This is a genomic window from Actinophytocola sp. (genome assembly GCF_035634895.1).
In the GTDB taxonomy this organism is placed as follows: Bacteria; Actinomycetota; Actinomycetes; order Mycobacteriales; family Pseudonocardiaceae; genus Actinophytocola.
This window is the reverse complement of the sequence record NZ_DASQCC010000238.1, coordinates 65,564-89,202: the sequence shown is the minus strand read 5'-3', so window position 1 is coordinate 89,202 and position 23,639 is coordinate 65,564. Positions and strand designations below refer to the sequence as shown.

Below are 23,639 nucleotides of genomic sequence, written 5' to 3'. Positions count from 1 at the left end.
GACCACCGAGAGCGGTGACTGCATCTGGTCCTCGATGCTCTACGAACTGTTCGGCGTCGAGCCCGGTACCCCGATCACCTACACGGATTACCTCAGCCTGGTGCACCCCGATGACCGAGGGTGGGTGGACCAGCGCTGGCGGGACCTCGCGCAGACGGGCCGGCCGGTCGAGTGCGAGCACCGGGCAGTGCTGCCGGACGGCACGCGCAAGGTGTTCCGCTGCCGAGGTGCCGCACTCGACACCGACCACGGCGGCCCGGTCATGATCGGCACCGCGCAGGACGTCACCGAGCAGCGCTCCACCGAGACCCGCATGATGCGCTCGTCGCAGCGCTTCTCCGACCTGGTCGCGATCGCGCCGGTCGGCATCGGGCTGTTCGACGAGGCCGAGCGCCTGGTCGACGCGAACGACGCGCTGTGCCGCCTGCTCCAGTTGGACCTGGACCGTCTGCGGGGCATGGCGGCCGCCGACCTCACGCACCCGAGCGACCGTGCCCAGTCCCTGCTCGCCGGCGCGTCGTCCCGGCAGAACTGCGACACCCGCGCCGGCCAGCGTGTGCTGGTCACGGCGTCCGGCAAGGCCGTCTACTGCGAGCTGAACGTGACGGTGTCGGTCGCCGACGACGGCCAGCGGTTCTGGCTCGTGGTGTTCTCCGACGTGACCGAGCGTCGCCGGGCCGCGGAACGCCTGCGCTACCAGGCGACCCACGACGAGCTGACCGGCCTGCCGGGCCGGGCCGCGGTGAACGACCTGCTCAACCAGCTGCTCGGCCGCCCGGACGCCGACCATGTGGCGCTGCTGTTCTGCGACGTCGACAACTTCAAGCGGGTCAACGACTCCCTCGGCCACGACGTCGGCGACGAGCTGATCATCGCCCTGGCGCGCCGGCTCGAGCGCGGTCTGCCGCCGTCGTGCTCGGCCGGCCGGATGTCCGGCGACGAGTACGTGGTGATCTGTTCGGACGTCTCGGAGGTCGGCGGCGTCGAGGCGCTGGCCAACCGGGTCGCGCAGCTCCTGCGTGCCGCGGTCCCGGTTCGCGGCCAGCTGCTGCGGGTGTCGGCGACGATCGGCGCGGCGACCCCGACCGGCCCGGAGACGACGGCCGCCGACCTGCTGCGCTTCGCCGACGCCGCGATGTTCAGTGCCAAGCGGCAGGGCACGGGCCGCGTGCAGCTCGCGAGCAAGGCGCTGATCGCGTCGGCGGACAGCCAGATGATGCTGGAGGGCCAGCTCCGCGACGCGATCGCGAACGACGGCCTGGTGCTGCACTACCAGCCGGTGGTCGCCGCGGACGGGACCGTGCTGAAGGCGGAGGCGCTGGTCCGCTGGCCGCACCCGGAACGCGGCATGCTGGCGCCCAGCGAGTTCCTGCCGGTGGCCGAACAGGGCGACCTGCTGCGCGACCTGGACCGCTGGGTCCTGCGTACCGCACTGACCGAGGCGGCGAGATGGCCGATGATGGCCGGCGGCGTCCTCGGTGGGAGCGTCGGCGTGGCGGTGAACCTGGCCGGCCTGGTCCCGAGCGACCCGGAGTTCACCGAGATCGTGTCGGCGGCCATCGCGGAGACGGGCATCGACTGGGACCGCGTGGTGCTGGAGCTGGTCGAGACCAGCTTCATCGACCTGCCGTCCCGCACCCGCAAGGCCATGGAGGCCCTGACCGAACGCGGCATCCGCTTCGCGGTGGACGACTTCGGCACCGGCTACTCGTCCCTGGCGCGGCTGAAGGAGCTGCCGGCGCAGATCATCAAGATCGACCGCGCCTTCGTGAACGGGGTGGCCACGGAGGCGTCCGACTTCGCGGTCGCGCGGGCCCTGGTGGACATGGCTCGCGCCATGGGCCGCACCTGCGTGGCGGAGGGCGTGGAGACGGAGTCCCAGTTCCACGTGCTCCGCAGCTTCGGCGTGGAGGCCTACCAGGGCTGGCTGCTGTCGAAGGCGTTGCCGGCCAAGGAGTTCCGCGAACTGCTCCGACTCGGCCCGATCCACATCCCGCGCGGTTCCTAGACCCGTGCGCTCCGCTGGATGTGTGCCGGCAGGGTGGTCCACCAGGAGGCGGCGCTGCGTAGCCGGTCCGGCAGGGTGGGATCGGCGGCCACCTCGCGGAGCAGTTCGAGCCGGCCGCCCATCCCCAGCGAGTAGATGACCCGGTCGAGAATGGCGAGCTCGACGCCGGCGCGGGTCCGGCGCCAGCGCTGCCGCGCCGACGACAACGCCGCCGTCCAGTAGCCCGCGCTGCTCGCACCCCCGACATGGCCGAGCGCGGACGCGGCGGTCTCGCGGACCGGCCCGGGCACCCCGGGCGCGACGACCAACCGTTCGATGTGCCCGCGTTCCTGTGGACCGCCGAGAATTCGCAGTGCCTCCAACAGGGTCACCGCCGACCGCGCGGTCGGCCGCACGCCACGCAGCTCCCGGCCCAGCGTGTGGCCCAGCGGCGCGTGATAGGGCGTGCTGTACAACAGGAAGGCCGAATAGAGCCGGACGTCGAAATTCGGGTCGAACATCAGCTCGTCGACCAGGTGCGGCAGGATCTGGTCGTTGAACGTGCGGTCCGAATCGACGTCGGCGACCGTCGCGTGACACAGCCTTTCGACCGTTCGGGACTCGGTCGAGGAGTGTTCGAGTTTCTCCACGGCCATGTTCCATATCCGGGAGTTGACCCGTTGCCGCATTTCCACCGGAATCAGCTTGAGCAGGGTGGCGGCGAGGGAGAGCCGTGCCCCGCTTCGCCCTTCCGCGAGAATGTCCACGATGACGGGCACGAGTTTGCGGAGCTGGGCGGCGGAGAAGTGCCCGTACCGCAGTTTCCGCACGCTGGCCAGCAGCGCCCCGTAGAACGTCCGGTCGGTCGTCGGGTCCGTCAGATGCCTGATGACGTGCGCGTTCGCCGAGTCGTGGATGCTGGCCTCGAACACCGACACCATGCCGACCATGCTCTGCACCGACCGGTCCGCGGCCGCCGCGGCGACGGTCGAGATGGCGGCGTGCTGGCCGGCGGGGTGCGCGATGAGCCGGTTGAACGCCTCGGCGCGGCGCATCCACAGCACGCCGTCGGCGATGCTCGTCTCGTACAGCAGGCGCTCGGACAGGTCCGTCCAGATCCGCCGCGGGCTGAGGACTAGGTTCGGGTGGCACGCCAGCAGGTCGGTCAGGTCGTCCCAGTCCTGGGCGGTCATGACGTCGCCGCCGCACGCCCGGTCGACCAGCTCCTCCGTCCGCCGTTCCGGCTCGGGGGTCTTCGGGCGCGTGAGCAGCGGCGCCGCCTCCGCGGAGGCGGACATGTAACGCGAGACCGTGTCGATCACCGAGACCATGGCGTGCGGCGGCAGGCCGAGCACCTCCTCGTACCGGCGCACCGCCCGGTACGGGACGGCGGACAGTCCGGTCTCCCAGCGGGAGAACGTGGCCACCGTCGCCCTGAGCCCGCCGCGAACCCAGTCGGCGGCGAAATTCCGCAACCGGGCATAACGGGGCTGAGTGCCGTGTATCCGGTTGACCCGTAACAACCAGCCGAGCCGCTGGCGGCGTTTGACGGCCCGGCGAACATCTCCCACGGTCTCCGTGTACCACAGAATCCGCGAAGGTCTCCGACTCGTTGCCGGGTGGATTTCTCCCGCAACAAAGCCCGTCGATCTTGCCGGCGAAACCTATTTTTCTCTGTATCAGCAGGTAGGTCCCCGGAGATTCGATCATTGTCGGTGGTGAGACTCATGGAATCATTTTGATTACGCCGGTACGGGCCAGGAGGTCCGGGGGTCGACGGCGCCGTCCGCCACCTGGGCCGCGAGCCAGGTGAGGTCGTCGGTCGGCTCGCGATGAGCGAGGAGTGGGGAACCGACGAAGGTCTGGTCCGGGCGAGGAGGTGACTCGGGGGCCTCGCCCGGACCAGGCCGCCGGTCGGCGAGGACTGCTCGTACGGCCGTACTGCCACTGAGTGGCGGAAGCTGTCGAGCGGCTTTCGCGCTCTGGGGTAAGGTGCGCCCTGTGAGCACCGCCCGGCCGCCGCTGCGTGAGCGCAAGAAACAACGCACGCGTGCGGCGCTGATCGACACGGCCCTCGACCTGTTCACCAGGCAGGGCTTCGCGAACACGACGCTCGACGAGCTGTGTGACGCGGTCGAGGTGTCCAAGCGCACGTTCTTCCGCAACTTCACGAGCAAGGAAGACGTCGCGATGGCGCCGGCCCGGGACCTGTGGGCGGCCTTCCTGAGCGAGCTGCGCGTCCGCGAGCCGGACGGCCGCCCGCTGGCCGAGTCCATCATGGACACTCTGCTCGCCGCGGTGGCGTCGATGCCGGCACACGGGTGGGCGGATCGCCTGGCGCTGAGCCTGAACCTGGCCGCGGTGACGCCGTCGATGAACGCCAACGGCCTGGGCCTGCGCGACCGCACGATCCGCGAGTCGCTCGAGATCCTGGGTGACCGGCTGGTCCTGCCGGACGACGTGCGCCCGCGCCTGGCGATGGACGTCGTGGTCGCCGCGTTCGACATCGCGCTGGAGCGGTGGGTCCGCGGCTCCGGCCCCTGTGTCCCGGCCGGCCTCGCCGCCGAGGCGCGGGAGGTGTTCGCGGCCGCCCCCGGGTGCCTGACGCTAACGGTCGAGCCACGGTCCAGATGACGATCTGGTCACGTTGCGCCGAATGGTCTATTGTCGTTAGTCCAGCCGCACGCGTCAGATTCTGGGATGCCCTGCCGTCGTCGGTGGTACAGGCTAATGTCGTGCGGACCTGCGGCCGGCAAGAGGCCGTCTCGATCTGAGGAGTCTCGGGGTAGTGATCGAGTTCAAGGCCGTGACCAAGAGATATCCCGACGGAACGGTCGCGGTCGACTCCCTCGACCTCGCGGTGGACGCCGGTCGCATCACCGTCTTCGTCGGTCCGTCCGGCTGCGGCAAGACCACCTCGCTGCGCATGATCAACCGGATGATCGACCCGACCAGCGGCACGATCCTGTTGGACGGCAAGGACATTCGCGAGTCGGACCCGCCGCTGTTGCGGCGCGGCATCGGTTACGTCATCCAGCAGGCGGGACTCTTCCCGCACCGCACGGTTCTCGACAACGTCTCCACCGTGCCGCTGCTGACCGGCGCCAGCCGGCGGGACGCACGCAGGCGTGCCGGTGAACTGCTGGAGCTCGTCGGCCTTCCGGCGGAGCTGGGCAAGCGCTACCCGGTCCAGCTCTCCGGCGGTCAGCAGCAGCGGGTCGGCGTCGCCCGCGCGCTCGCGGCCGATCCGCCCGTGTTGCTGATGGACGAGCCGTTCAGTGCCGTCGACCCGGTCGTCCGTGACGACCTGCAGCAGCAGCTGCTCCGGTTGCAGTCCGATTTGGACAAGACGATCGTGTTCGTGACGCACGACATCGACGAGGCGATCAAGCTCGGCGACAAGGTGGCCGTCTTCCGCGTCGGCGGCCGGCTCGCGCAGTACGCGACCCCGTCCGAGCTGCTGGCCAAGCCCGCCGACGACTTCGTCTCCTCGTTCGTGGGCCGGGACCGCGGCTACCGGGCGCTCAGCTTCCTCGCCGCGGACGGCGTGCCCGTCGGCCCGGTCGCGACCACGCGGGTCGGCACCAACACCGCCGACGCAGAGCCCGCCGACGGCTGGGTGATCGTGGTGGACGAGGAGAACCGGCCGCTCGGCTGGCTTTCCACCGACCTGCTGTCCACAGTGGGCACCACCGTCACCGCCGAGGGGCTCGTCTCCGGCGGCTCGCTGTACAAAGTGGACGACGGCAACCTGCGCAGCGCGCTCGACTCCGCGCTCAGCTCGCCGGCCGGTGTCGGCATCGCCGTCGACGGCAGCGGCGCGGTGGTCGGCGGCATCAAGGCGGACACCGTGATCGAGGCCCTCTCCCGGGCGCGCCGGACCGGCGAGGTGCCCGCGTGAACGTCGACTGGCCGTGGCCGTGGCTCCCACGCAACGTCGACAAGATCGCCGAGGCGACCGGTGAGCACCTGTACCTCGCGCTGCTGCCGGTCATCGTCGGGCTGGTCATCTCGATCCCGCTCGGCTGGGCGGCGAGCCGCTGGCCCGGTGTGCGGCTCGTGCTCGTGCCACTGGCCGGCGTGCTGTACACGATCCCGTCGCTGGCGCTGATCACCCTGGTGCCGCTGCTGATCGGCACGAAGATCATCGACCCGCTGAACGTCCAGGTGCCGCTGGGCATCTACACGGTCGCGCTGCTGGTCCGCTCGGTCACCGACGCGTTGCTCGCCGTGCCCCGTGAGGTCACGGCCGCGGCCACCGCGGTCGGTTTCCGTCCCACCAAACGGTTCCTGTCGGTCGAGCTGCCGCTCGCGATCCCGGTGATCGTCGCCGGGCTGCGGGTCGCGGTCGTGTCGGCGATGAGCCTGACGTCGGTCGGCGCGCTCATCGGCATCGGCGGCCTCGGCGAGCTGATCACCGAGGGCTTCAAACGCAACAACGCGGTGGAGATGGTGGTCGCGATCGCGCTGATCCTGCTCATCGCGCTGGTGCTCGACGCGCTGCTGCTCACGGTGGGCAAGCTGATCACGCCATGGACCCGCGCACGGCAGGGGGCGAACCGGTGAACTCGGCGCTGGACTGGCTGTTCAACCCGGACCACTGGACCGGGCCGACCGGCATTCCCACCAGGATCCTCGAACACCTCGGCTACACGGCCCTGACCGTGGTCGTCGCGGCGGCGATCGCGGTCCCGATCGGCGCGGTCATCGGGCACACCGGCCGCGGCACGTTCCTGATCGCCGGCCTGTCCAACGGCCTGCGTGCGCTGCCCGAGCTCGGCCTGCTGACGCTGCTGGTGCTGCTGACCTACGTCGGCCTGCTGCCGGTGGTGATCTCGCTGGTCATCCTCGCCCTGCCGCCGATCCTGGCCGGCACCTACGCGGGCGTCCGCAACGTCGACCGCGCGGTCGTCGACGCGGCGCAGGGCATGGGCATGCGTGGCTCGACGGTGCTGTGGAAGGTCGAGCTGCCGAACGCGCTGCCGCTGATCCTGGGCGGCATCCGCTCGGCCACGCTGCAGGTGATCGCGACCGCGACCATCGCCGCGTACGTGGCGTTGGGCGGCCTCGGCCGGTTCGTCATCGACGGCAACAACGCCGGCGCAGGCTCGCCGGACGGTTACCCGCAGATGGCGGCGGGCGCCATCGTCATCGCCCTGCTGGCGCTGGTGGTCGAGGGCGTGCTGGAGGTCGTCCAGCGGCTCGCGGTCTCGCCGGGTCTGCGCAATGCCACCACCCGCGGGCGAGTCTCTCGGATCTGGCGCAAGCCGACTCCGGAATTGGTTGGTAGGTCCACGTGAGGAGACAGAGAATGAAACGCGTTATCGCCGGCTTGGCGACGGCCCTGGCGGCGACGCTGGCCGTTTCCGCGTGCGGCAGTTCCGATCCACTTGCCGACGACAAGTCGTCGGGCTCCGCCTCTGCCGGCTCGCTCACCATCGGCTCCGCGAACTTCCCGGAGAGCCAGCTGCTCGCCGAGATCTACGCGCAGACGCTGGAGGCCAAGGGCGTGACGGTGACCAGGAAGTTCGACCTGGGCAGCCGCGAGAAGTACATGGACGGCCTGAAGGACGGCTCGATCGACCTCATTCCCGAGTACACGGGCACGTTGCTGCAGTTCCTGAACAAGCAGGCGAAGGAGGTCGAGGCGGACGAGGTCTACACGGCGCTGCAGAAGGAGCTGCCGAGCAACCTCACCGTGCTGGACAAGGCCGAGGCCGAGGACAAGGACGCGATCGTCGTCACCAAGGCGACCGCGGACAAGTGGAAGCTGAAGTCCATCGAGGACCTGGTGCCGCACTGCGGTGAGGTGACCTTCGGCGGTCCGCCGGAGATCCAGCAGCGGCCGGACGGCATCCCGGGCTTCAAGGAGACCTACGGCTGCACGTTCAAGGGCTTCAGCGCGCTGGAGCCGGGTGCGATCACGACGAAGGCGTTGCTGGACGGCACGGTGCAGGCCGCGGACATCTTCACCACGGACGCGTCCATCGAGGCCAACGACCTGGTCGTGCTGGAGGACCCGAAGAGCAACTTCGCGGCCCAGAACGTCGTGCCCCTGATCAACAAGGACAAGGTGAACGACACGGTCAAGGCGGCGCTGAACGCGGTGTCGGCCAAGCTCGACACGAAGGCGCTGCAGGAGCTCAACACCGCGCTGGACGCCCCGGACAAGCCGGAGTACGCGGACGTGGCGAAGGACTGGCTGTCGAAGGTCGGTCTCTGAGTCTCTTCTGGTGGCCGCGCTCGGGGTTCCGGGCGCGGCCACTTCTGTCCGGCCGGGCAGGAGTGACCGTCGTGCGTGCCTGGCGGCGCCGTCAGCCGCGGGTGCCGCCGATCCGCGTGCTCAGCTCGGCCGCCGCCCGGCGGGTCTCGGCGGCCAGTGCCGGCCAGCTCTCCCCGCACTCCGGCTCGCACTCGTGCCGGAACGTGGTCGAGATGGCGGCGATCGGATGTCCACCGTGGTCCAGCACCGGGGCGGCCACCGACGCGAAGCCCGGCGTCACGTAACCGTCCTCGACCGTCCAGCCCCGGCGGCGGGCCTCGGTGAGCCGTCGCCGCAGGGACGGGAGATCGGTCGGACCACGGCCCGTCCGGTCCACGAACGCGGACTTGCCGAAGAACAGTGCCCGGACCTGCGCCGCCGGCAGCGTGCCGAGCATCGCGCGGCCCGAGGCGGGCAGGTGGGCCGGGAGCCGGACACCCACGTCGGTCACCACCGTCGCGTGCCGGGCGGGCTGCTCGCGCAGCAGGTACAGGGTTTCGCGGCCGTGCAGCACGCCCAGCTGCGCGACGTGGTTGGTGCGGCCGATCAGCGCCTGCAACACCGGCCGCGCCAGCCGTTCCAGCGGGTCGTGGCGCAGGTAGGCCGAGCCCAGCTCGAACGCGGCCAGCCCGAGCCCGTACCGGCGGTCCTCGGGCAGGTGCGTCACGAAACCGGACTCGGCCAGCTCGGCGAGCAGGTGGTAGGTCGTCGAGCGCGGCAGGTCCAGCTCGCGTGCCACGTACGCCGCGGTCACCGGTCCCGCCCGGCCGGCCAGCAGGCGCAGCACCGCCAGGCCACGGCGAAGGGCGGGTATGTCGGTCATGTGTCTGGAATACCAGACCCTCTCCCCGGCCGCCGGGTCGTGCTGGCGGCCGGGGCGCGCTGAGATGTAGGTCATGGTCGTGATCGATGGCGGGCCGTTGTCCCGTGAGCAGGTTGTCGCGGTCGTGCGGGACGACGCGCCGGTCGAGGTCAGCGCCGCGGCGCTGGCCGAGGTCGTCAAGACGCGGGACCACGTCGAGCGGCTCGCCGAGGCGGCGATGCCCACCTACGGGGTCTCGACCGGCTTCGGGGCCCTCGCCACCCGGCACATTCCACTGGACCGGCGGGCTGCGCTCCAGCGCTCGCTCATCCGGTCGCACGCCGCCGGCGCGGGCCCGGCCGTCGAGACCGAGGTCGTGCGCGGCCTCATGCTGCTGCGGCTGCGCACCCTCGCGTCCGGTCGCACCGGGGTCCGCGTGGAGACCGTGGAAGCGCTTACCCACCTGCTCAACGCGGGTATCACCCCGGTCGTCCACGAGTACGGCTCACTCGGGTGCTCCGGGGACCTCGCGCCGCTCTCCGCCGTGGCCCTCGCGCTCATGGGCGAGGGTGAGGTCGACGTGGCGGGCCGGCGCAGACCCGCACGCGACGCCCTGTACGAGGCCGGCATCGCCCCGCTCGAACTGGCCGAGAAGGAGGGGCTCGCGCTCATCAACGGCACCGACGGCATGCTCGGCATGCTGGTGCTCGCCCTGCACGACCTGCACCGGCTCCTCGACGTCGCCGACCTCACCGCCGCCATGAGCGTCGAGGCGCTGCTCGGCACCGACCGGGTGTTCGCCGCCGATCTCCAGGCGCTGCGGCCGCATCCCGGCCAGGCGGCCTCCGCCGCCCGGATGACCGCGTTGCTCGACGGCTCCGCGATCATGGCCAGCCACCGGGGGCCGGACTGCAACCGGGTGCAGGACGCGTACTCGCTCCGCTGCGCGCCCCAGGTCCACGGCGCCGCGCGCGACACCGTGGCCTACGTGGAGACCGTCGCCGACCGGGAGCTCGCCGCGGCCATCGACAACCCGGTCGTGCTGCCGGACGGGCGGGTCGAGTCCAACGGCAACTTCCACGGCGCGCCCGTCGCGTACACGCTGGACTTCCTGGCGATTCCCGTCGCCGACGTGGCGAGCATGGCCGAGCGGCGCACCGACCGGATGCTCGACGCCACGCGGAGCCACGGCCTGCCGCCGTTCCTCGCGGCCGACCCCGGCGTGGACTCCGGCCACATGATCGCCCAGTACACGCAGGCCGCGATCGTCTCGGAGCTGAAGCGGCTGGCGGTGCCCGCGTCGGTCGACTCGATCCCCAGCTCGGCCATGCAGGAGGACCACGTCTCGATGGGCTGGTCCGCCGCCCGCAAGCTGCGCAGGGCGGTCAACGGGCTCACGACCGTGCTCGCCGTCGAGCTGCTCACCGCGGCGCGGGCACTCGACCTGCGGGCGCCGCTCACGCCGGCACCCGCCACCGCGCGGGCCGTCGCGGCACTGCGCCGTACCGTCCCCGGGCCTGGCCCGGACCGCCACCTCGCCCCGGAGATCGCCGCTGCCGAAACACTGATTCGATCAGGAGAACTGCCATGACTCTGCATGGAACGAGTGGACGTCAACCGCGCCTGAGGGGAACGGGACGCAACTCAGCCACAAGTACGTGCCTCACTGAACGGCAAAATACCAAGGTGACCACAAGGGTCAATTCCCGGGAGGCGGGGGTGGATCTGCCATGACCGCTCAAGCTCGTCCCGTCCGCGCCGCCCGCGGGAACACCCTGACCGCTCGCAGCTGGCAGACCGAGGCCGCGCTGCGCATGTTCCACAACAACCTCGATCCGGAGGTGGCCGAGCGGCCGGACGACCTCGTCGTCTACGGCGGCACCGGCCGGGCCGCCCGCAACTGGGCCAGCTTCGAGGCGATCACCCGCGAGCTGACCGCCCTGCGCGAGGACGAGACCCTGCTCGTCCAGTCCGGCAAGCCCGTCGGCGTCATGCGCACGCACGAGTGGGCGCCCCGCGTGCTGATCGCGAACTCCAACCTCGTCGGCGACTGGGCCACCTGGCCGGAGTTCCGCCGGCTGGAGTCGTTGGGGCTCACCATGTACGGCCAGATGACGGCCGGCTCCTGGATCTACATCGGCACGCAGGGCATCCTGCAGGGCACGTACGAGACCTTCGCCGCCGTGGCACGCAAGCGGTTCGGGGGCTCGCTGCGCGGCACCCTCACGCTGACCGCGGGGCTCGGCGGCATGGGTGGCGCGCAACCCCTCGCCATCACGATGAACGACGGCGTCGCGCTGTGTGTCGAGGTCGACCCGGCCCGCGCGCACCGCCGCGTCGAGACCCGGTACCTCGACGAGGTGGCGTCCTCGCTGGACGATGCCGTCGCGCGGGTCACCAGGGCGAAGAAGGAAGGCAGGGCGCTCTCCGTGGCGGTCATCGGCAACGCCGCCGACGTCGTGCCCGAGCTGCTGCGCCGCGGCGTGGAGATCGACGTGGTCACCGACCAGACCTCGGCGCACGACCCGTTGGCGTACCTGCCGAAGGGCGTCGAGCTCGACGACTGGTCCGACTACGCGGCCAAGAAGCCGGACGAGTTCACCGAGCGGGCCCGCGACTCGATGGCCGAGCACGTCGGCGCCATGGTCGGGTTCCTCGACGCCGGCGCGGAGGTGTTCGACTACGGCAACTCCATCCGCGGCGAGGCCAAGCTCGGCGGGTACGAGCGGGCGTTCGACTTCCCGGGGTTCGTCCCGGCCTACATCCGGCCGATGTTCTGCGAGGGCATGGGACCGTTCCGGTGGGCGGCGCTGTCCGGCGACCCGGCCGACATCGCCGCGACCGACAGGGCGATCCTGGAGTTGTTCCCGGAGAAGGAGTCCCTGGCCCGGTGGATCCGGATGGCCGGCGAACGCGTTGCCTTCCAGGGACTTCCGGCGCGGATCTGCTGGCTCGGCTACGGCGAGCGGCACCTGGCCGGCCTGCGGTTCAACGAGATGGTGGCGAGCGGCGAGCTGTCCGCGCCGGTCGTGATCGGCCGCGACCACCTCGACTGCGGCTCGGTCGCCTCGCCGTACCGGGAGACCGAGGCCATGGCCGACGGCTCCGACGCGATCGCCGACTGGCCGCTGCTGAACGCGCTCGTCAACACGGCGTCCGGGGCGAGCTGGGTGTCGATCCACCACGGCGGCGGCGTCGGCATCGGTCGGTCGATCCACGCCGGCCAGGTCACCGTGGCCGACGGAACCCCGCTCGCCGGTGAGAAGATCGCCCGTGTGCTGACCAACGACCCCGGCATGGGTGTGATCCGCCACGTGGACGCCGGCTACGACGACGCCCGCGCGGTCGCCGCCGCCCGCGGTGTCACGGTGCCGATGCCATGACGAGTGCCACCCAACTCCTCGCGAGTATCGAGGGCGTCGGGCGGGATCCCCGGCGCGGCGGGTTCTCCCGGCACGGGTTCGACCGGGTCGAGCTCGAGCTGCGGGAGTGGTTCCTCGCAGAGGCGGAGCGGCGGGGGCTCGCCGTGCGCGGTGACCGCAACGGGAACCTGTGGGCCTGGTGGGGTGAGCCGGGGCCCGGCGCCATCGTCACCGGCAGCCATCTCGACTCCGTGCCCGGCGGTGGTGCCTTCGACGGGCCGCTCGGCGTGGTCTCCGCACTGTCCGCTGTGGACATGTTGCGCGAGCGCGGGTTCACGCCCGCCAAGCCACTCGCGGTCGTCGTGTTCGCCGAGGAGGAGGGTGGGCGGTTCGGGGTGCCGTGCCTCGGCTCCCGGCTGCTCTCCGGTGCCATCGACCCCGACACCGCGCGCCGGCTGGCCGATCCCGACGGTGTCACGCTCGCCGACGCCGTCACCGCGGCCGGGCTCGATCCCGCGCGGCTCGGGCGGGACGACGACGTGCTGGCGACCATCGGCACGTTCGTCGAGCTGCACGTCGAGCAGGGCCGCGGACTGGTCGACCTCGGCGCGCCGGTCGCCGTCGCCAGCTCGATCCTCGCGCACGGGCGCTGGCGGTTCCGGTTCACCGGCGAGGGAAACCACGCCGGCGCCACGCTTCTCGGCGACCGCCACGACCCGATGGTCCCCGCCGCGGAGATGGTGCTGGCGGCCCGGATCGCGGCCGCCGACGTCGAGGACGCGCGAGCCACCGTCGGGCGGCTCGTGCCGAACCCCGGTGGCACCAACGTCATCGCGTCCTCCGTGGACGTCTGGCTCGACGCCCGCGCGCCCGACGACGCCGCGACGCGCCGCGTGCTGGAGAAGATTCGCACGATGGCGTCGGACGCGGTCCACCGGGAAGGCTGCGTACTCACCGTCACCGAGGAGTCCTACGGCGACACCGTGCACTTCGAACCCGGCCTGAGGGACCGGATCGCCGCCGCGCTGGGCGGCATCCCGGTCCTTCCGACCGGCGCGGGGCACGACGCGGGCGTGCTCGCCGCGCACGTGCCGACCGCGATGTTGTTCGTACGCAACCCGACCGGCGTCTCCCACGCGCCGGAGGAGTACGCGGAGCCGGCCGACTGCGAGTCCGGGGTCACCGCCCTCGCGGCCGTCCTCGGACAGCTGGCCGGATGACCACCTACTGGTGCGAGCACGCATTGCAGCGGTCCACGCTCACGCACGGCGCGCTCGTCGAGGTCGACGAGGGACGGATCACCGAGGTCCACGCCGCCGACACCCCGCCCGCCGGCGCGCGGGTGTTGCGGGGACTGGTGTTCCCCGGGTTCGCCAACGTGCACTCGCACGCGTTCCACCGCGCGCTGCGGGGGCGCACCCACCACGACGGCGGGACTTTCTGGACCTGGCGCCAGGCCATGTACCGGCTGGCGTCGCGGCTCGACCCGGACGGCTACCTGCGCCTGGCGACCGCCGTGTACGCCGAGATGGCGGTCGCCGGCGTCACCGTCGTCGGCGAGTTCCACTACCTGCACCACCCGCCGGGCGGCGGCCGGTACGCGGAGCCGGACGCCATGGGCGAGGCGTTGCGGGAGGCCGCTCTCGCCGCCGGGATCCGGCTGACACTGCTCGACACGTGCTACCTCACCGGCGGCATCGACGCGCCGCTTTCCCCCGAACAGCAACGTTTTTCCGACGGCAGCGTGGCGGCGTGGGCCGAGCGTGCCCTGTCGGCGCACGACCGGCCGGGCGTCCGGGCCGGTGCGGCGATCCACTCGGTGCGTGCGGTGCCGGCCGCGGGCATCGCGGAGCTGGCGTCCGATGTGGACGGACGGCCGCTGCACGTCCACGTGTCCGAACAGCCCGCCGAGAACGAGGCCTGCCTCGCCGCGTACGGCCGCACCCCGGTCCAGCTGCTGGCCGACTGCGGTGCCCTGGGCCGGGACACGACCGCCGTCCACGCCACCCACCTGACCGCGACGGACGTCGAGCTGCTGGGGTCGTCGCACACCGCGGCGTGCTTCTGCCCGACCACCGAGGCGGACCTCGCCGACGGCATCGGGCCCGCACGGGAGCTGCTGGACGCCGGCGCGCCGCTCTCACTGGGCAGCGACCAGCACGCGGTGGTGGATCCGCTGGTGGAGGCCCGGTCGCTGGAGTACGGCGAGCGGTTGCGGACCGGACAGCGGGGCCGGTTGTCGCCGGACGACCTGGTGACCGCCCTGACCTCGGCGGGCAACGCGGCGCTGGGCTGGCCGCACGCGGGACGGATCGAGCCCGGCGCACCCGCGGACCTGGTGGCGGTGCGCCTGGACAGCCTGCGGACCGCGGGGTGCCACCCGTCGCAGGTGGTGTACGCCGCGACCGCTGCGGACGTGCACACGGTGGTCTCGAACGGCACGGTCGTCGCGGCCGACGGACACCACGAACGCCTGGGTGACGTGGGCCGGTTGCTACACGACGCGATCGAGGAGCTGTGGACGTGAGTGGAGCTTGCGGAGCGAGCCGTGGGTGTCACGCCGAGGAACGGCGTCACGGAGCTTGCGAGGGGGCGGCGTGAGCGGCGTGAGTGGAGCCAGCGTTCTCATCACCGGTATTGGCGAGCTGACCACCAACGACGGGCCGGCGCTGACCGACGCGGCGCTGGTGCTGGACGGTGACCGGGTCGCGTGGGTCGGCGCGGCGGCGGACGCTCCTCCCGCCGACTCCGCCGTGGATGTCGCGGGCCGGGCCGTCCTGCCGGGTTGGGTCGACAGCCACACCCACCTGGTGTTCGCCGGGGACCGGACCGCCGAGTTCGCCGCGCGGATGGCCGGCGAGCCGTACACCGCGGGTGGGATCGCGGTCACCGTGGCGGCCACCCGGGCCGCGCCGGACGACGAGCTGGCGGCGGGGCTGCGCCGGCACGTGGCCGAGGCCGTCGCGCAGGGCACCACCTGTCTGGAGACCAAGACCGGCTACGGCCTGACGACGGCCGACGAGCTGCGGTCGGCGAAGCTGGCGGCCGAGCACGCCGACGAGGTCACCTTCCTCGGCGCGCACCTGGTGCCGGCCGATATGTCCACATCGGACTACGTCGACCTGGTGTGTGGCGAGATGCTCGACGCGGTCGCGCCGCACGTGCGCTGGGCCGACGTGTTCTGCGAGACCGGCGCGTTCGACGAGGACGAGTCCCGGGCGGTGCTCACCGCGGCGAGGGAACGCGGCCTCGGCCTGCGGGTGCACGGCAACCAGCTCGGCTACGGCCCCGGCGTGCGGCTCGCGGTGGAGCTGGGTGCGGCGAGCGTCGACCACTGCACGTACCTGACGCGGTCCGATGTCGACGCGCTTGCCCAGTCGGCCACCGTGGCCACGCTGCTGCCGGCCTGCGACCTGTCGACCCGCCAGCCGCTGCCGAACGCGCGGGAGCTGCTCGACAGCGGCGCCACGGTCGCGCTCGCGACCAACTGCAACCCCGGCTCCTCCTACACCTCCTCGATGGCCTACTGCGTGGCGACGGCCGTGCTCCAGATGCGGATGTCGGTCGAGGAGGCCGTCCGCGCGGCCACCTGGGGCGGCGCCAGGGCGCTGCGGCGGGACGACGTGGGTGTCCTGCGGGTCGGCGCACGTGCGGACGTGCACGTGCTGGACGCGCCGTCGGTCACGCACCTCGCCTACCGGCCCGGGGTGCCGCTGACCCACGCCGTCTGGCGCAAGGGTGTGCTAGAACGCCAGCCACGCGACCAGCACGACCGCTAGCACCCCGATGACCAGCGCGATCCAGACCAGGCGGCGGTACCTGAAGTCCTCGTCGGTGGGGTCGAGCACGTCGCGTTTGTCGTCCGCGTGCGGGTTCTCGTCCAGCGGGATCCACTCGGGCTCGTCGTCGATCATGGGGCCATTCTCGCTTGCTGGTCGGCGTAGGTTGGGGTTATGGAGTACACACAGCTCGGCCGGTCCGGCCTGTCCGTGTCCCGGCTCATGCTCGGCACCATGAACTTCGGTCCCGAGGCGTCCGAAGAGGACAGTAGAGTGATCATGGATCGGGCCCATGACCACGGCATCAACTTCTTCGACACCGCGAACACCTACGGCCGGGCGGTGGGGCCGGGTTTCACCGAGCAGATCATCGGCCGGTGGTTCGCCCTCGGCGGCGACCGGCGGGAGAAGACGGTGCTGGCCACCAAGCTGTACGGCCAGATGGGCGAGTGGCCGAACGAGGGCCGCCTGTCCGCGCTGAACATCCGTCGCGCGGCCGACGCCTCGCTGCGCCGCCTGCAGACCGACTACCTCGACCTGTACCAGATGCACCACGTGGACCGGAACACGCCGTGGGACGAGATCTGGGAGGCGTTCTCCGTGCTGCGCCAGCAGGGGAAGGTGCTGTACTTCGGCTCGTCGAACTTCGCCGGCTGGCACGTCGCGCAGGCGCAGGAAGCGGCCCGTGCCAGGCACTTCCTCGGGTTGGTCAGCGAGCAGTCGCTGTACAACCTGATGTCGCGCTGGGTCGAGCTGGAGGTCCTGCCGGCCGCGCGGCACTACGGCATGGGCGTGATCCCCTGGTCGCCGCTGTACGGCGGGCTCCTCGGCGGCGTACTCCGCAAGCAGCGGGACGGCGCCGCGTCGCGGTCGACCGGCGAGCGCGCGGCGCAGCTCCTCGAGGCGCACCGCGACCAGATCGAGGCGTACGAGAAGCTGGCCGCCGACCTCGGCGCGGACCCCGCCGACGTGGCACTCGCGTGGCTGCTGCACCAGGACGGCGTGACCGCGCCCATCATCGGGCCGCGCACCATCGAGCAGCTGGACGGCGCGCTGCGTGCGGTCGAGCTGAAGCTGGACGCCGACACACTGGCGAAGCTGGACGAGCTGTTCCCGGCCCCCGGCCCGCACGGCTCGAAGCCCGCCCCGGAGGCGTACGCCTGGTAATACTGGGAAGAGGTCTGTACCAATAGCGGTTCCGGTGCCGCGGGTCCGGCAATACGGTGCTGTGCATGCGGATCGGCCGACGGTTGGTGCTGGCGGGGATCGTTGCTCTGACGCTGCCCGCCGGCGCCTTACCGGTCACGGCCGCGGCGGCGGAACCCGGGGTCCGGTCGGTCACGCTGATCACCGGCGATCGCGTGGTGTTGCGGCCGGACGGCTCGCACCTGGTGCGGCCCGCCGCGGGACGCGAGCTGGTTCCCTTCAGTACCAGCGGAAACGGCGACCACCTGTACGTCGTGCCGGCCGACGCCGCGCCGCTCGTGTCCAGTGGACGGCTGGACGAGCGGCTGTTCGACGTGAAGCTGTTGCGGGAGTTCGGGTACGGCGACAGGCTGCCGCTGATCGTCACCGGTCAGGCGACGGTACGGTCGCTGCCGGGCATCATCCGGGACCTGCCGGCGGTCGGCGGCGTGGCCATGGTCGCGGAGCCGGGCTTCTGGCGGACGTTGACCGCCAGAAGCGCCGGCGTCACGAAGGTCTGGCTGGACGGCAAGCGTCGGTCCACTTTGGACCAGAGCGTGCCGCAGATCGGCGCGCCGGCCGCGTGGGCGGCGGGCTACACCGGCGCGGGAGTCAAGGTCGCGGTGCTGGACACCGGCGTCGACCAGACGCACCCGGACCTGGCGGGGGAGGTCGCGGAGCGGAACTTCTCGTCGGCACCGGACAACACGGACGTCTACGGTCACGGCACGCACGTCGCGGCGACCATCGCGAGTGTCGACGCGAAGTATCGGGGCGTGGCGCCGGGTGCGTCGCTGCTGGACGGAAAGGTGTTGGACGACAGCGGGTTCGGCCAGGAGTCGCAGATCATCGCGGGCATGCAGTGGGCCGCCGAGCAGGGCGCCAGGATCGCGAACCTGAGTCTCGGCGGCACGGACACGCCGGAGCTGGATCCGTTGGAGGAGGCGGTGAACACGCTCTCCGCGCGGTACGGCACGCTGTTCGTGATCGCCGCGGGCAACACGGGCGCCGACGAGTCGGTCGGCTCGCCGGGGAGCGCGGACGCCGCGCTGACCGTCGGCGCGGTGGACAGGCAGGACAACCTCGCGCCGTTCTCCAGCCGTGGGCCGAGAATCGGCGACCGGGCGATCAAGCCGGACATCACCGCGCCGGGAGTCGGGATCGTCGCCGCCTCGCACGGTGACCACGTCGCGATGTCCGGCACCTCCATGGCCACGCCGCACGTCTCCGGCGCGGCGGCCCTGCTCGCGCAGCAACATCCCGGCTGGACCGGCGGGCAGCTGAAGGCGGCGCTGACGGGGTCCGCCAAGCCGAACCCGCGGCTGCCGGTGTTGGCGCAAGGCGCCGGGCGGGTCGACGTGGCGCACGCGATCACGCAGTCGGTGGTCACCGAGCCGGCCAGCGTCAGCCTCGGCGTCCTGCCGTGGCCGCACGAGCAGGACAAGCCGATCAGCGAACCGCTGACCTACCGCAACCTCGGCGCCACCGACGTGCGGCTGCACCTGTCCGTCGACCCCGGCGTGTTCTCCCTGAGTGCCGACGAGCTCACCGTGCCGGCCGGCGGGACGGCCGAGGTCGTGCTCACCGGCGACACGACGGGCGCGGCCGACGGCGACCACACCGGGGCGGTGGTCGCGACCGCCGGCGCGGACACGGTCCGGACCCCGGTCGCCATCACGCGTGCGGCGGAGACCCACCGCCTGACCGTCGACTACCTCGGCCTGGACGGCAAACCCACGACGAGCTTCTACTCCGTGCTGCAGGGCCTGGACAACTGGACGCACGAGATCCTGCACTGGGCCGACGACAACGGCACGGTGACACTCGAGCTGCCGCCGGGCCGGTACGCGCTGGACGCCGAGGTCTTCGACGAGTCGGGCACGTTCTACTACCTGCCGCGGCCGAACATCACGCTCACGGCCGACACCACGATCACCGTGGACGCACGCGCCGCGAAGCCGGTCAGGGTGTCGCCGCCGGTCGCGGCCACGCTCGGGCGGGCCGAGGTCGGCTACCATGTCATGGGACCGGTGACGGGCATCGAAAGCGGTGTGAGCGTGGGGGATCTGGGCAAGGTGTTCACCGCCCAGTCCGGTCCGCCGGCACCCGCCGGCACGTTCGTGTCCTACCTGAACACCGGCTGGACCGCCGGCGACGCGTACTACGGCCTGGCCTGGTCATGGGAGGACGCGCTGCCCACCGGGATCACGAAGACGGTGCGGCGGGCCGACCTCGCGACCGTGCGCCAGCGGATCGCGGGCGGCGGCGAGGTCGAGCTGTCACCGGACCCCTTGTCGCGCTACGTCAACTCGCCGGGCCTCGTGCACGAGGCGGGCGGCCCGGCGTACGTCACCACGCGCGGCGTCCGCTGGACGACGACCGTGAACCAGCCGGACACCACGCTGATCTCGCCGCCACGCACCTACCGGGCCGGTGGGTCCTATGACGAGCCGATGAACCACGCGGTCTTCGGGCCGGCCCTGCCGAGGTCCGAGAACCCGTGGGTCTCGCGCTACCACCCGTCCGCCGGTGGCGACCTGATCATCGTGAGCGTCCCGCTGTTCGGGGACTCGGCCGGCAACGCCGGACTGTCCACAACGGACACCGCGAGCACCCGGCTCTACCGCGGGGACGAGCTGGTCGGCGAGGCCGAGTACATCGGCGGCGCCTATCCCGTGCCCGCCGAGGAGGACGGCTACCGGCTCGCGGTGTCCGCGACCCGGTCGACCGCCGACGTGTCCACGGAGGTCAGTGCGGAGTGGACGTTCCGCTCCGCGGGCACCGGCGACCGAGTGACCCCCGTCGGCATCTCGGCGGTCCGGTTCACACCGAGGCTGGACGAGAAGAACACCGCGCCGGCCGGCAGGGCGTTCACCATTCCCGTGTCCCTGCAACGAGCCGACGGCACCACCGAGCGGCCGTGTGACCTGAGCGTGGCGGTCTCGTACGACGAGGGCCGGACCTGGCAGCCCGCGGAGGTGGCGAACGGAACCGTCAGGGTCCGGCATCCCGCGCATGCGACCTCGGTGTCGCTGCGGGCCTTCGCGCGCGACCAGGACGGCAACACGGTCCGGCAGACGATCATCCGCGCGTACAAGCTCGCCTGAGCGAACGTCGGCTCTGAGCGGAGCTTGCGGAGCGAACGTCGGCTCTGAGCGGAGCTTGCGGAGCGAACGTCGGCTCTGAGCGGAGCTTGCGGAGCGAACGTCGGCTCTGGGCGGAGCTTGCGGAGCGAACGTCGGCTCTGGGCGGAGCTTGCGGAGCGAACGTCGGCTCTGGGGTTTACTCGGGGCGTGAGATCTGATCGGTGGGCACGTGCCCTGCACGACCTGTACCTGGTGACGCTGGTGATCGCGTTCGTCGCGACGGCCGTGTCGTTCCCGGCGGGCACGGACCGGCTCGTGGCCGGGGCGGCGGTCGCGGTGCTCGGCGGCGTGGACCTCGTCGCCCGGCCCCGGCAGGGCATCGGCTACTTCCTCGCCGCCGGCCTGGCCGTGGGGCTGCTGACGACGCTGTTCCCGACCTTTGCCGCGGTCGCGTTCGGGCTGCTCCCGCTGGCGTTCGTCCGGCTGCCGCGGTGGGCCGCGATCGTGACCGGGGTGGTCGCGACCGGCACGCCGTACCTCGCACGGCCGGTGGTCCAGGCGATCCTCGCCGGCGTCGGCTGGCAGCCGGGCGCGACCATCCGGTTCGGCCCCGCGTACTTCGCGGTGGTCGGGATCGCGTTGCCGGTGCTGACGGCGCTGTGCACCGCCGGCGCCGTGCGGGCGCTGAACCGGCAGAGCGTGCTGGCCGGCCGGGCGGAGGAACGGCAGCGGCTCGCGCACGAGCTGCACGACACGCTCGCGCAGGGACTGGCCGGGGTGGTGCTGCAGCTGGAGGCCGCCGAGCAGTACCTCGACGGCAGGGCGGCGCAGCTGGTGACCCGCGCACGCGAGACCGCGGGCGCCTGCCTGGTGGACACCCGGCGCGCGGTGGCGGCGCTGCGACCCGAGCCGCTGGCCGGCACGTCGCTCGTCGACGCCTTGCGGCGGCTGTGCGACCGCTGCGTGGTGCGGGGGACGGTCCGCGCCTGCCACCCGTCGGTGGAGGTCGTGGCGTTGCGGGTCGTGCAGGAGGCGCTGGCGAACGCCGCCAAGCATGCCGGCGCCACCGAGGTGACGGTGACCGCCGAGTACGAGGCCGCGGCGCTGCGGCTGGTCGTGCGGGACGACGGCCGCGGGTTCGACCCCGCGAGTGTGGAGGGTGGGTTCGGGCTGGCGACCATGCGCGAACGGGTCGCGTCGGTCGGTGGCACGCTGTCGGTCACCAGCGCGCCCGGCGCCGGCACCACGGTCACGGCCACCCTGGAGGACTCGTGATCCGCGTTCTCGTCGTCGACGACCACGCCGTGATCCGCGACGGCATCGCCGCGATCCTCGAACCGCACGAGGACATCGCGGTCGTCGGCGCGGCGGCGGACGGCGCGGCGGCCGTGCGGCTGGCCGCGGCGCTTCGCCCCGACGTCGTGCTGATGGACCTGCGCATGCCCGGTGTGGACGGGGCGAGCGCGACCGAGCGGATCACCGCGCTGTCCCCGCCGCCTCGGGTGCTGGTCCTCACCACGTACGACTCCGACGCCGACATCACCCGCGCGATGGCCGCCGGCGCGATCGGGTACGTGCTCAAGGACATCCCGCGCGCGGGCCTGCTCGACGCGATCCGCCGCGCGCACGCCGGCGAGGCCGTGCTGGCGCCGTCGGTGGCCACGAAGCTCGTCCGCCAGCAGCACACGGTCCGGCCGGCGTCGCTGTCCGAGCGGGAGCGGGCGGTGCTGACGCTCGTCGCGACCGGCGCCACGAACCGGGACATCGCCGCGGCCCTCGCCGTCTCGGAGGCGACCGTCAAGACGTACCTGACCCGCGTGTTCGCCAAGCTGGAGGTCGGCGACCGTACGGCCGCCGTCACCGCGGCCCTGGCCCGCCAGTTGATCGAGTGTCCGTCGACCGGATGACACGAGTGCTCGACGTTCGCCCGTCGCGGCCGGCGGGCCCGGGTGGCGAACCTGTCGGACATGACTTCGATACAACGCCGCACGGTGCTCGGCGGGGCACTGGCGGGGCTGGCCGCCGCCCCGGCCCTGCGACCCGGAACCGGGTCACGATCGGGAGTGGACGGTCTCCTGTCACTTTTCGCGGACACGCCGGTGGTGGCGGTCAACGAGGGTGCGCACCACCTGCAGGACTGCTGGGACCTCCTGGCCGTCGCCATGTTCCGGCCGGGCTTCGACGCGGTCGTGATCGAGCTGGGCAACTCGCGGTACCAGGACGTGGCGGACGAGTACGTCAGCGGCGGCGTGGTCAGGAAGTCGGACCTCCAGCGGATCTGGCGGGACACCACACAGAGTCCACTCGACACCGGTGACGTGCCGGTCCACTTCCGCGTCCTGAGCCTGGCCAGGGCGCTGAACCTGTTCGCGGGACGGTCGTTGCGGGTGCTCCTCGCCGACCCGCCGGTCGACTGGACGCGGGTTCACACCCGCGAGGACCTGGACACCTTCCTGATGCGGCGCGACGAGTGCTGGGCGGACGTGATCACCCGGGAGGTGCTCGGCAAGGGCCGCCGCTGCCTCACGGTCGGCGGCGGGTGGCACTTCTTCCGCAACCTGCCGTTCCGGAACGTGCCGGTGCTGGTCGAACAGGCGTACCCGGGTTCGGTCAGCGTCGTGCACACCCACGCGATGGCCATGACCGCCCAGGCCGAGCGGTGTGTGGCCGGCTGGCCCCGGCCGAGCGTCGTGCCGACCCGCCACTCGGCCTACGGCCGCCTGCCGATCACGGAGCTGGGCAGCCTCCCGCCCGGCGTCGACCCGGGCCTGACCATGGCCGACATCGCCGACCACGTCCTGTTCGTGGGCCACCGCCGCGACCTCACGTCCGCGGTCGGCGAGTGGGAGGTCTACTTCGAACCCGGGTACTGGGCCGAACTCGACCGCCGCCGGGAGGTCACCGGCTTCCCCGGTGACCTGACTGCACTGCGCCGGGAAGGCGACCCCGCGATGTTCCCCGAAGAACGCTGAGGCGGCCCCGATCCGGGGCCGCCTCGGTCACTCGTCGTCCTCGTCGTCCCTTGCCAGGTAGGTGGCCAGGCGTTCTACGGCATTCTCGAACTCGGGGTTGGCGTCGACGAAGCCACGCAGCTTGGCGGCCAGCCAGGCCAGCGTGACCTCCTCGTCGCCGCGTCGCTCCTCGAGCTCCTCCAGGCCTCGGTCGGTGAAGTACAT

General features: G+C 71.9%; 20 protein-coding genes. 16 read left to right on the top strand and 4 right to left on the bottom strand.

Going from position 1 to position 23,639, the window contains the following annotated elements; translation table 11 throughout:
* Positions 1-2,008, top strand: a 2,008-nt coding sequence (locus VET29_RS36945) for a putative bifunctional diguanylate cyclase/phosphodiesterase (RefSeq protein ID WP_324929628.1), incomplete at its 5' end; no start/stop codon positions are given.
* On the opposite strand, the gene VET29_RS36940 is transcribed toward VET29_RS36945, so the two are convergent.
* Complete coding sequence (locus VET29_RS36940; RefSeq protein ID WP_324929626.1) at positions 2,005-3,558, bottom strand: hypothetical protein; 1,554 nt, start codon at positions 3,556-3,558, stop codon at positions 2,005-2,007. The two genes, VET29_RS36945 and VET29_RS36940, sit on opposite strands and share 4 nt — an antisense overlap.
* A gap of 430 nt (positions 3,559-3,988) precedes the next feature.
* On the opposite strand from VET29_RS36940, the gene VET29_RS36935 reads away from it, so the two are divergent.
* The 5 genes from VET29_RS36935 (at position 3,989) to VET29_RS36915 (ending at position 8,210) form a co-directional block, all read left to right on the top strand.
* Positions 3,989-4,621, top strand: coding sequence for a TetR/AcrR family transcriptional regulator (locus tag VET29_RS36935; protein ID WP_324929624.1), 633 nt, complete (start codon positions 3,989-3,991; stop codon positions 4,619-4,621).
* A gap of 154 nt (positions 4,622-4,775) precedes the next feature.
* Positions 4,776-5,888, top strand: coding sequence for an ABC transporter ATP-binding protein (locus tag VET29_RS36930; RefSeq protein ID WP_324929622.1), 1,113 nt, complete (start codon positions 4,776-4,778; stop codon positions 5,886-5,888).
* On the top strand, positions 5,885-6,553 hold the full coding sequence (locus VET29_RS36925) for an ABC transporter permease (protein WP_324929621.1): 669 nt from the start codon (positions 5,885-5,887) through the stop codon (positions 6,551-6,553). The genes VET29_RS36930 and VET29_RS36925 overlap by 4 nt, the downstream gene beginning before the upstream one ends.
* Entirely contained in the window at positions 6,550-7,287 is a 738-nt protein-coding gene (locus tag VET29_RS36920; RefSeq protein ID WP_324929619.1) for an ABC transporter permease, read from the top strand. The genes VET29_RS36925 and VET29_RS36920 overlap by 4 nt, the downstream gene beginning before the upstream one ends.
* An 11-nt stretch (positions 7,288-7,298) precedes the next feature.
* Positions 7,299-8,210 (top strand): ABC transporter substrate-binding protein, encoded by a 912-nt coding sequence (locus VET29_RS36915; RefSeq protein ID WP_324929617.1) that lies wholly within the window; start codon positions 7,299-7,301, stop codon positions 8,208-8,210.
* Between the two features lie 91 nt (positions 8,211-8,301).
* Here VET29_RS36915 and VET29_RS36910 read toward each other — a convergent pair whose 3' ends face one another.
* Positions 8,302-9,072 (bottom strand): IclR family transcriptional regulator, encoded by a 771-nt coding sequence (locus tag VET29_RS36910; RefSeq protein WP_324929615.1) that lies wholly within the window; start codon positions 9,070-9,072, stop codon positions 8,302-8,304.
* Between the two features lie 73 nt (positions 9,073-9,145).
* On the opposite strand from VET29_RS36910, the gene hutH reads away from it, so the two are divergent.
* From hutH to hutI, 5 genes are all read left to right on the top strand, one after another.
* Positions 9,146-10,642: a histidine ammonia-lyase gene (gene hutH / locus VET29_RS36905; protein ID WP_324929613.1), complete on the top strand. Its 1,497-nt coding sequence runs from the start codon at positions 9,146-9,148 to the stop codon at positions 10,640-10,642.
* Between the two features lie 139 nt (positions 10,643-10,781).
* Positions 10,782-12,434, top strand: a complete 1,653-nt coding sequence (gene hutU / locus VET29_RS36900; RefSeq protein WP_324929611.1) for a urocanate hydratase — start codon at positions 10,782-10,784, stop codon at positions 12,432-12,434.
* Entirely contained in the window at positions 12,431-13,633 is a 1,203-nt protein-coding gene (locus tag VET29_RS36895; RefSeq protein ID WP_324929609.1) for an allantoate amidohydrolase, read from the top strand. Before hutU ends, VET29_RS36895 begins: the two co-directional genes overlap by 4 nt.
* Positions 13,630-14,940: a formimidoylglutamate deiminase gene (locus VET29_RS36890; RefSeq protein WP_324929607.1), complete on the top strand. Its 1,311-nt coding sequence runs from the start codon at positions 13,630-13,632 to the stop codon at positions 14,938-14,940. Before VET29_RS36895 ends, VET29_RS36890 begins: the two co-directional genes overlap by 4 nt.
* Before the next feature lie 79 nt (positions 14,941-15,019).
* On the top strand, positions 15,020-16,192 hold the full coding sequence (gene hutI / locus VET29_RS36885; protein ID WP_324929605.1) for an imidazolonepropionase: 1,173 nt from the start codon (positions 15,020-15,022) through the stop codon (positions 16,190-16,192).
* Here the strand turns inward: hutI and VET29_RS36880 are convergent.
* Positions 16,157-16,327: a hypothetical protein gene (locus VET29_RS36880; RefSeq protein WP_324929603.1), complete on the bottom strand. Its 171-nt coding sequence runs from the start codon at positions 16,325-16,327 to the stop codon at positions 16,157-16,159. The two genes, hutI and VET29_RS36880, sit on opposite strands and share 36 nt — an antisense overlap.
* A 39-nt stretch (positions 16,328-16,366) precedes the next feature.
* Here VET29_RS36880 and VET29_RS36875 point away from each other — a divergent pair, with 39 nt between their 5' ends.
* The 5 genes from VET29_RS36875 (at position 16,367) to VET29_RS36855 (ending at position 23,435) form a co-directional block, all read left to right on the top strand.
* Positions 16,367-17,359 carry an aldo/keto reductase gene (locus VET29_RS36875; RefSeq protein WP_324929602.1) on the top strand — a complete coding sequence of 331 codons (993 nt, stop codon included), beginning with the start codon at positions 16,367-16,369 and terminating at the stop codon, positions 17,357-17,359.
* 65 nt (positions 17,360-17,424) lie between these two features.
* Positions 17,425-20,484, top strand: coding sequence for a S8 family serine peptidase (locus tag VET29_RS36870; protein ID WP_324929600.1), 3,060 nt, complete (start codon positions 17,425-17,427; stop codon positions 20,482-20,484).
* 186 nt (positions 20,485-20,670) lie between these two features.
* The gene (locus VET29_RS36865) at positions 20,671-21,738 is read left to right on the top strand and encodes a sensor histidine kinase (RefSeq protein WP_324929598.1); all 1,068 of its coding nucleotides are present in this window, start codon (positions 20,671-20,673) and stop codon (positions 21,736-21,738) included.
* The gene (locus VET29_RS36860; RefSeq protein ID WP_324929597.1) at positions 21,735-22,370 is read left to right on the top strand and encodes a response regulator transcription factor; all 636 of its coding nucleotides are present in this window, start codon (positions 21,735-21,737) and stop codon (positions 22,368-22,370) included. Before VET29_RS36865 ends, VET29_RS36860 begins: the two co-directional genes overlap by 4 nt.
* Positions 22,371-22,430: 60 nt before the next feature.
* On the top strand, positions 22,431-23,435 hold the full coding sequence (locus VET29_RS36855) for a hypothetical protein (RefSeq protein ID WP_324929595.1): 1,005 nt from the start codon (positions 22,431-22,433) through the stop codon (positions 23,433-23,435).
* A gap of 27 nt (positions 23,436-23,462) precedes the next feature.
* On the opposite strand, the gene VET29_RS36850 is transcribed toward VET29_RS36855, so the two are convergent.
* Positions 23,463-23,639, bottom strand: a complete 177-nt coding sequence (locus tag VET29_RS36850) for a DUF6104 family protein (RefSeq protein WP_324929593.1) — start codon at positions 23,637-23,639, stop codon at positions 23,463-23,465.

Bases quoted from the DNA above. Each gene is read 5' to 3' on its own strand.
- VET29_RS36895 (WP_324929609.1), top strand. From the start codon at position 12,431: ATGACGAGTGCCACCCAACTCCTCGCGAGTATCGAGGGCGTCGGGCGG.
- VET29_RS36855 (WP_324929595.1), top strand. From the start codon at position 22,431: ATGACTTCGATACAACGCCGCACGGTGCTCGGCGGGGCACTGGCGGGG.
- VET29_RS36870 (WP_324929600.1), top strand. From the start codon at position 17,425: ATGCGGATCGGCCGACGGTTGGTGCTGGCGGGGATCGTTGCTCTGACG.
- VET29_RS36890 (WP_324929607.1), top strand. From the start codon at position 13,630: ATGACCACCTACTGGTGCGAGCACGCATTGCAGCGGTCCACGCTCACG.
- VET29_RS36875 (WP_324929602.1), top strand. From the start codon at position 16,367: ATGGAGTACACACAGCTCGGCCGGTCCGGCCTGTCCGTGTCCCGGCTC.
- VET29_RS36850 (WP_324929593.1), bottom strand. From the start codon at position 23,639: ATGTACTTCACCGACCGAGGCCTGGAGGAGCTCGAGGAGCGACGCGGC.
- VET29_RS36880 (WP_324929603.1), bottom strand. From the start codon at position 16,327: ATGATCGACGACGAGCCCGAGTGGATCCCGCTGGACGAGAACCCGCAC.
- VET29_RS36915 (WP_324929617.1), top strand. From the start codon at position 7,299: ATGAAACGCGTTATCGCCGGCTTGGCGACGGCCCTGGCGGCGACGCTG.
- hutH (WP_324929613.1), top strand. From the start codon at position 9,146: ATGGTCGTGATCGATGGCGGGCCGTTGTCCCGTGAGCAGGTTGTCGCG.
- VET29_RS36910 (WP_324929615.1), bottom strand. From the start codon at position 9,072: ATGACCGACATACCCGCCCTTCGCCGTGGCCTGGCGGTGCTGCGCCTG.
- hutU (WP_324929611.1), top strand. From the start codon at position 10,782: ATGACCGCTCAAGCTCGTCCCGTCCGCGCCGCCCGCGGGAACACCCTG.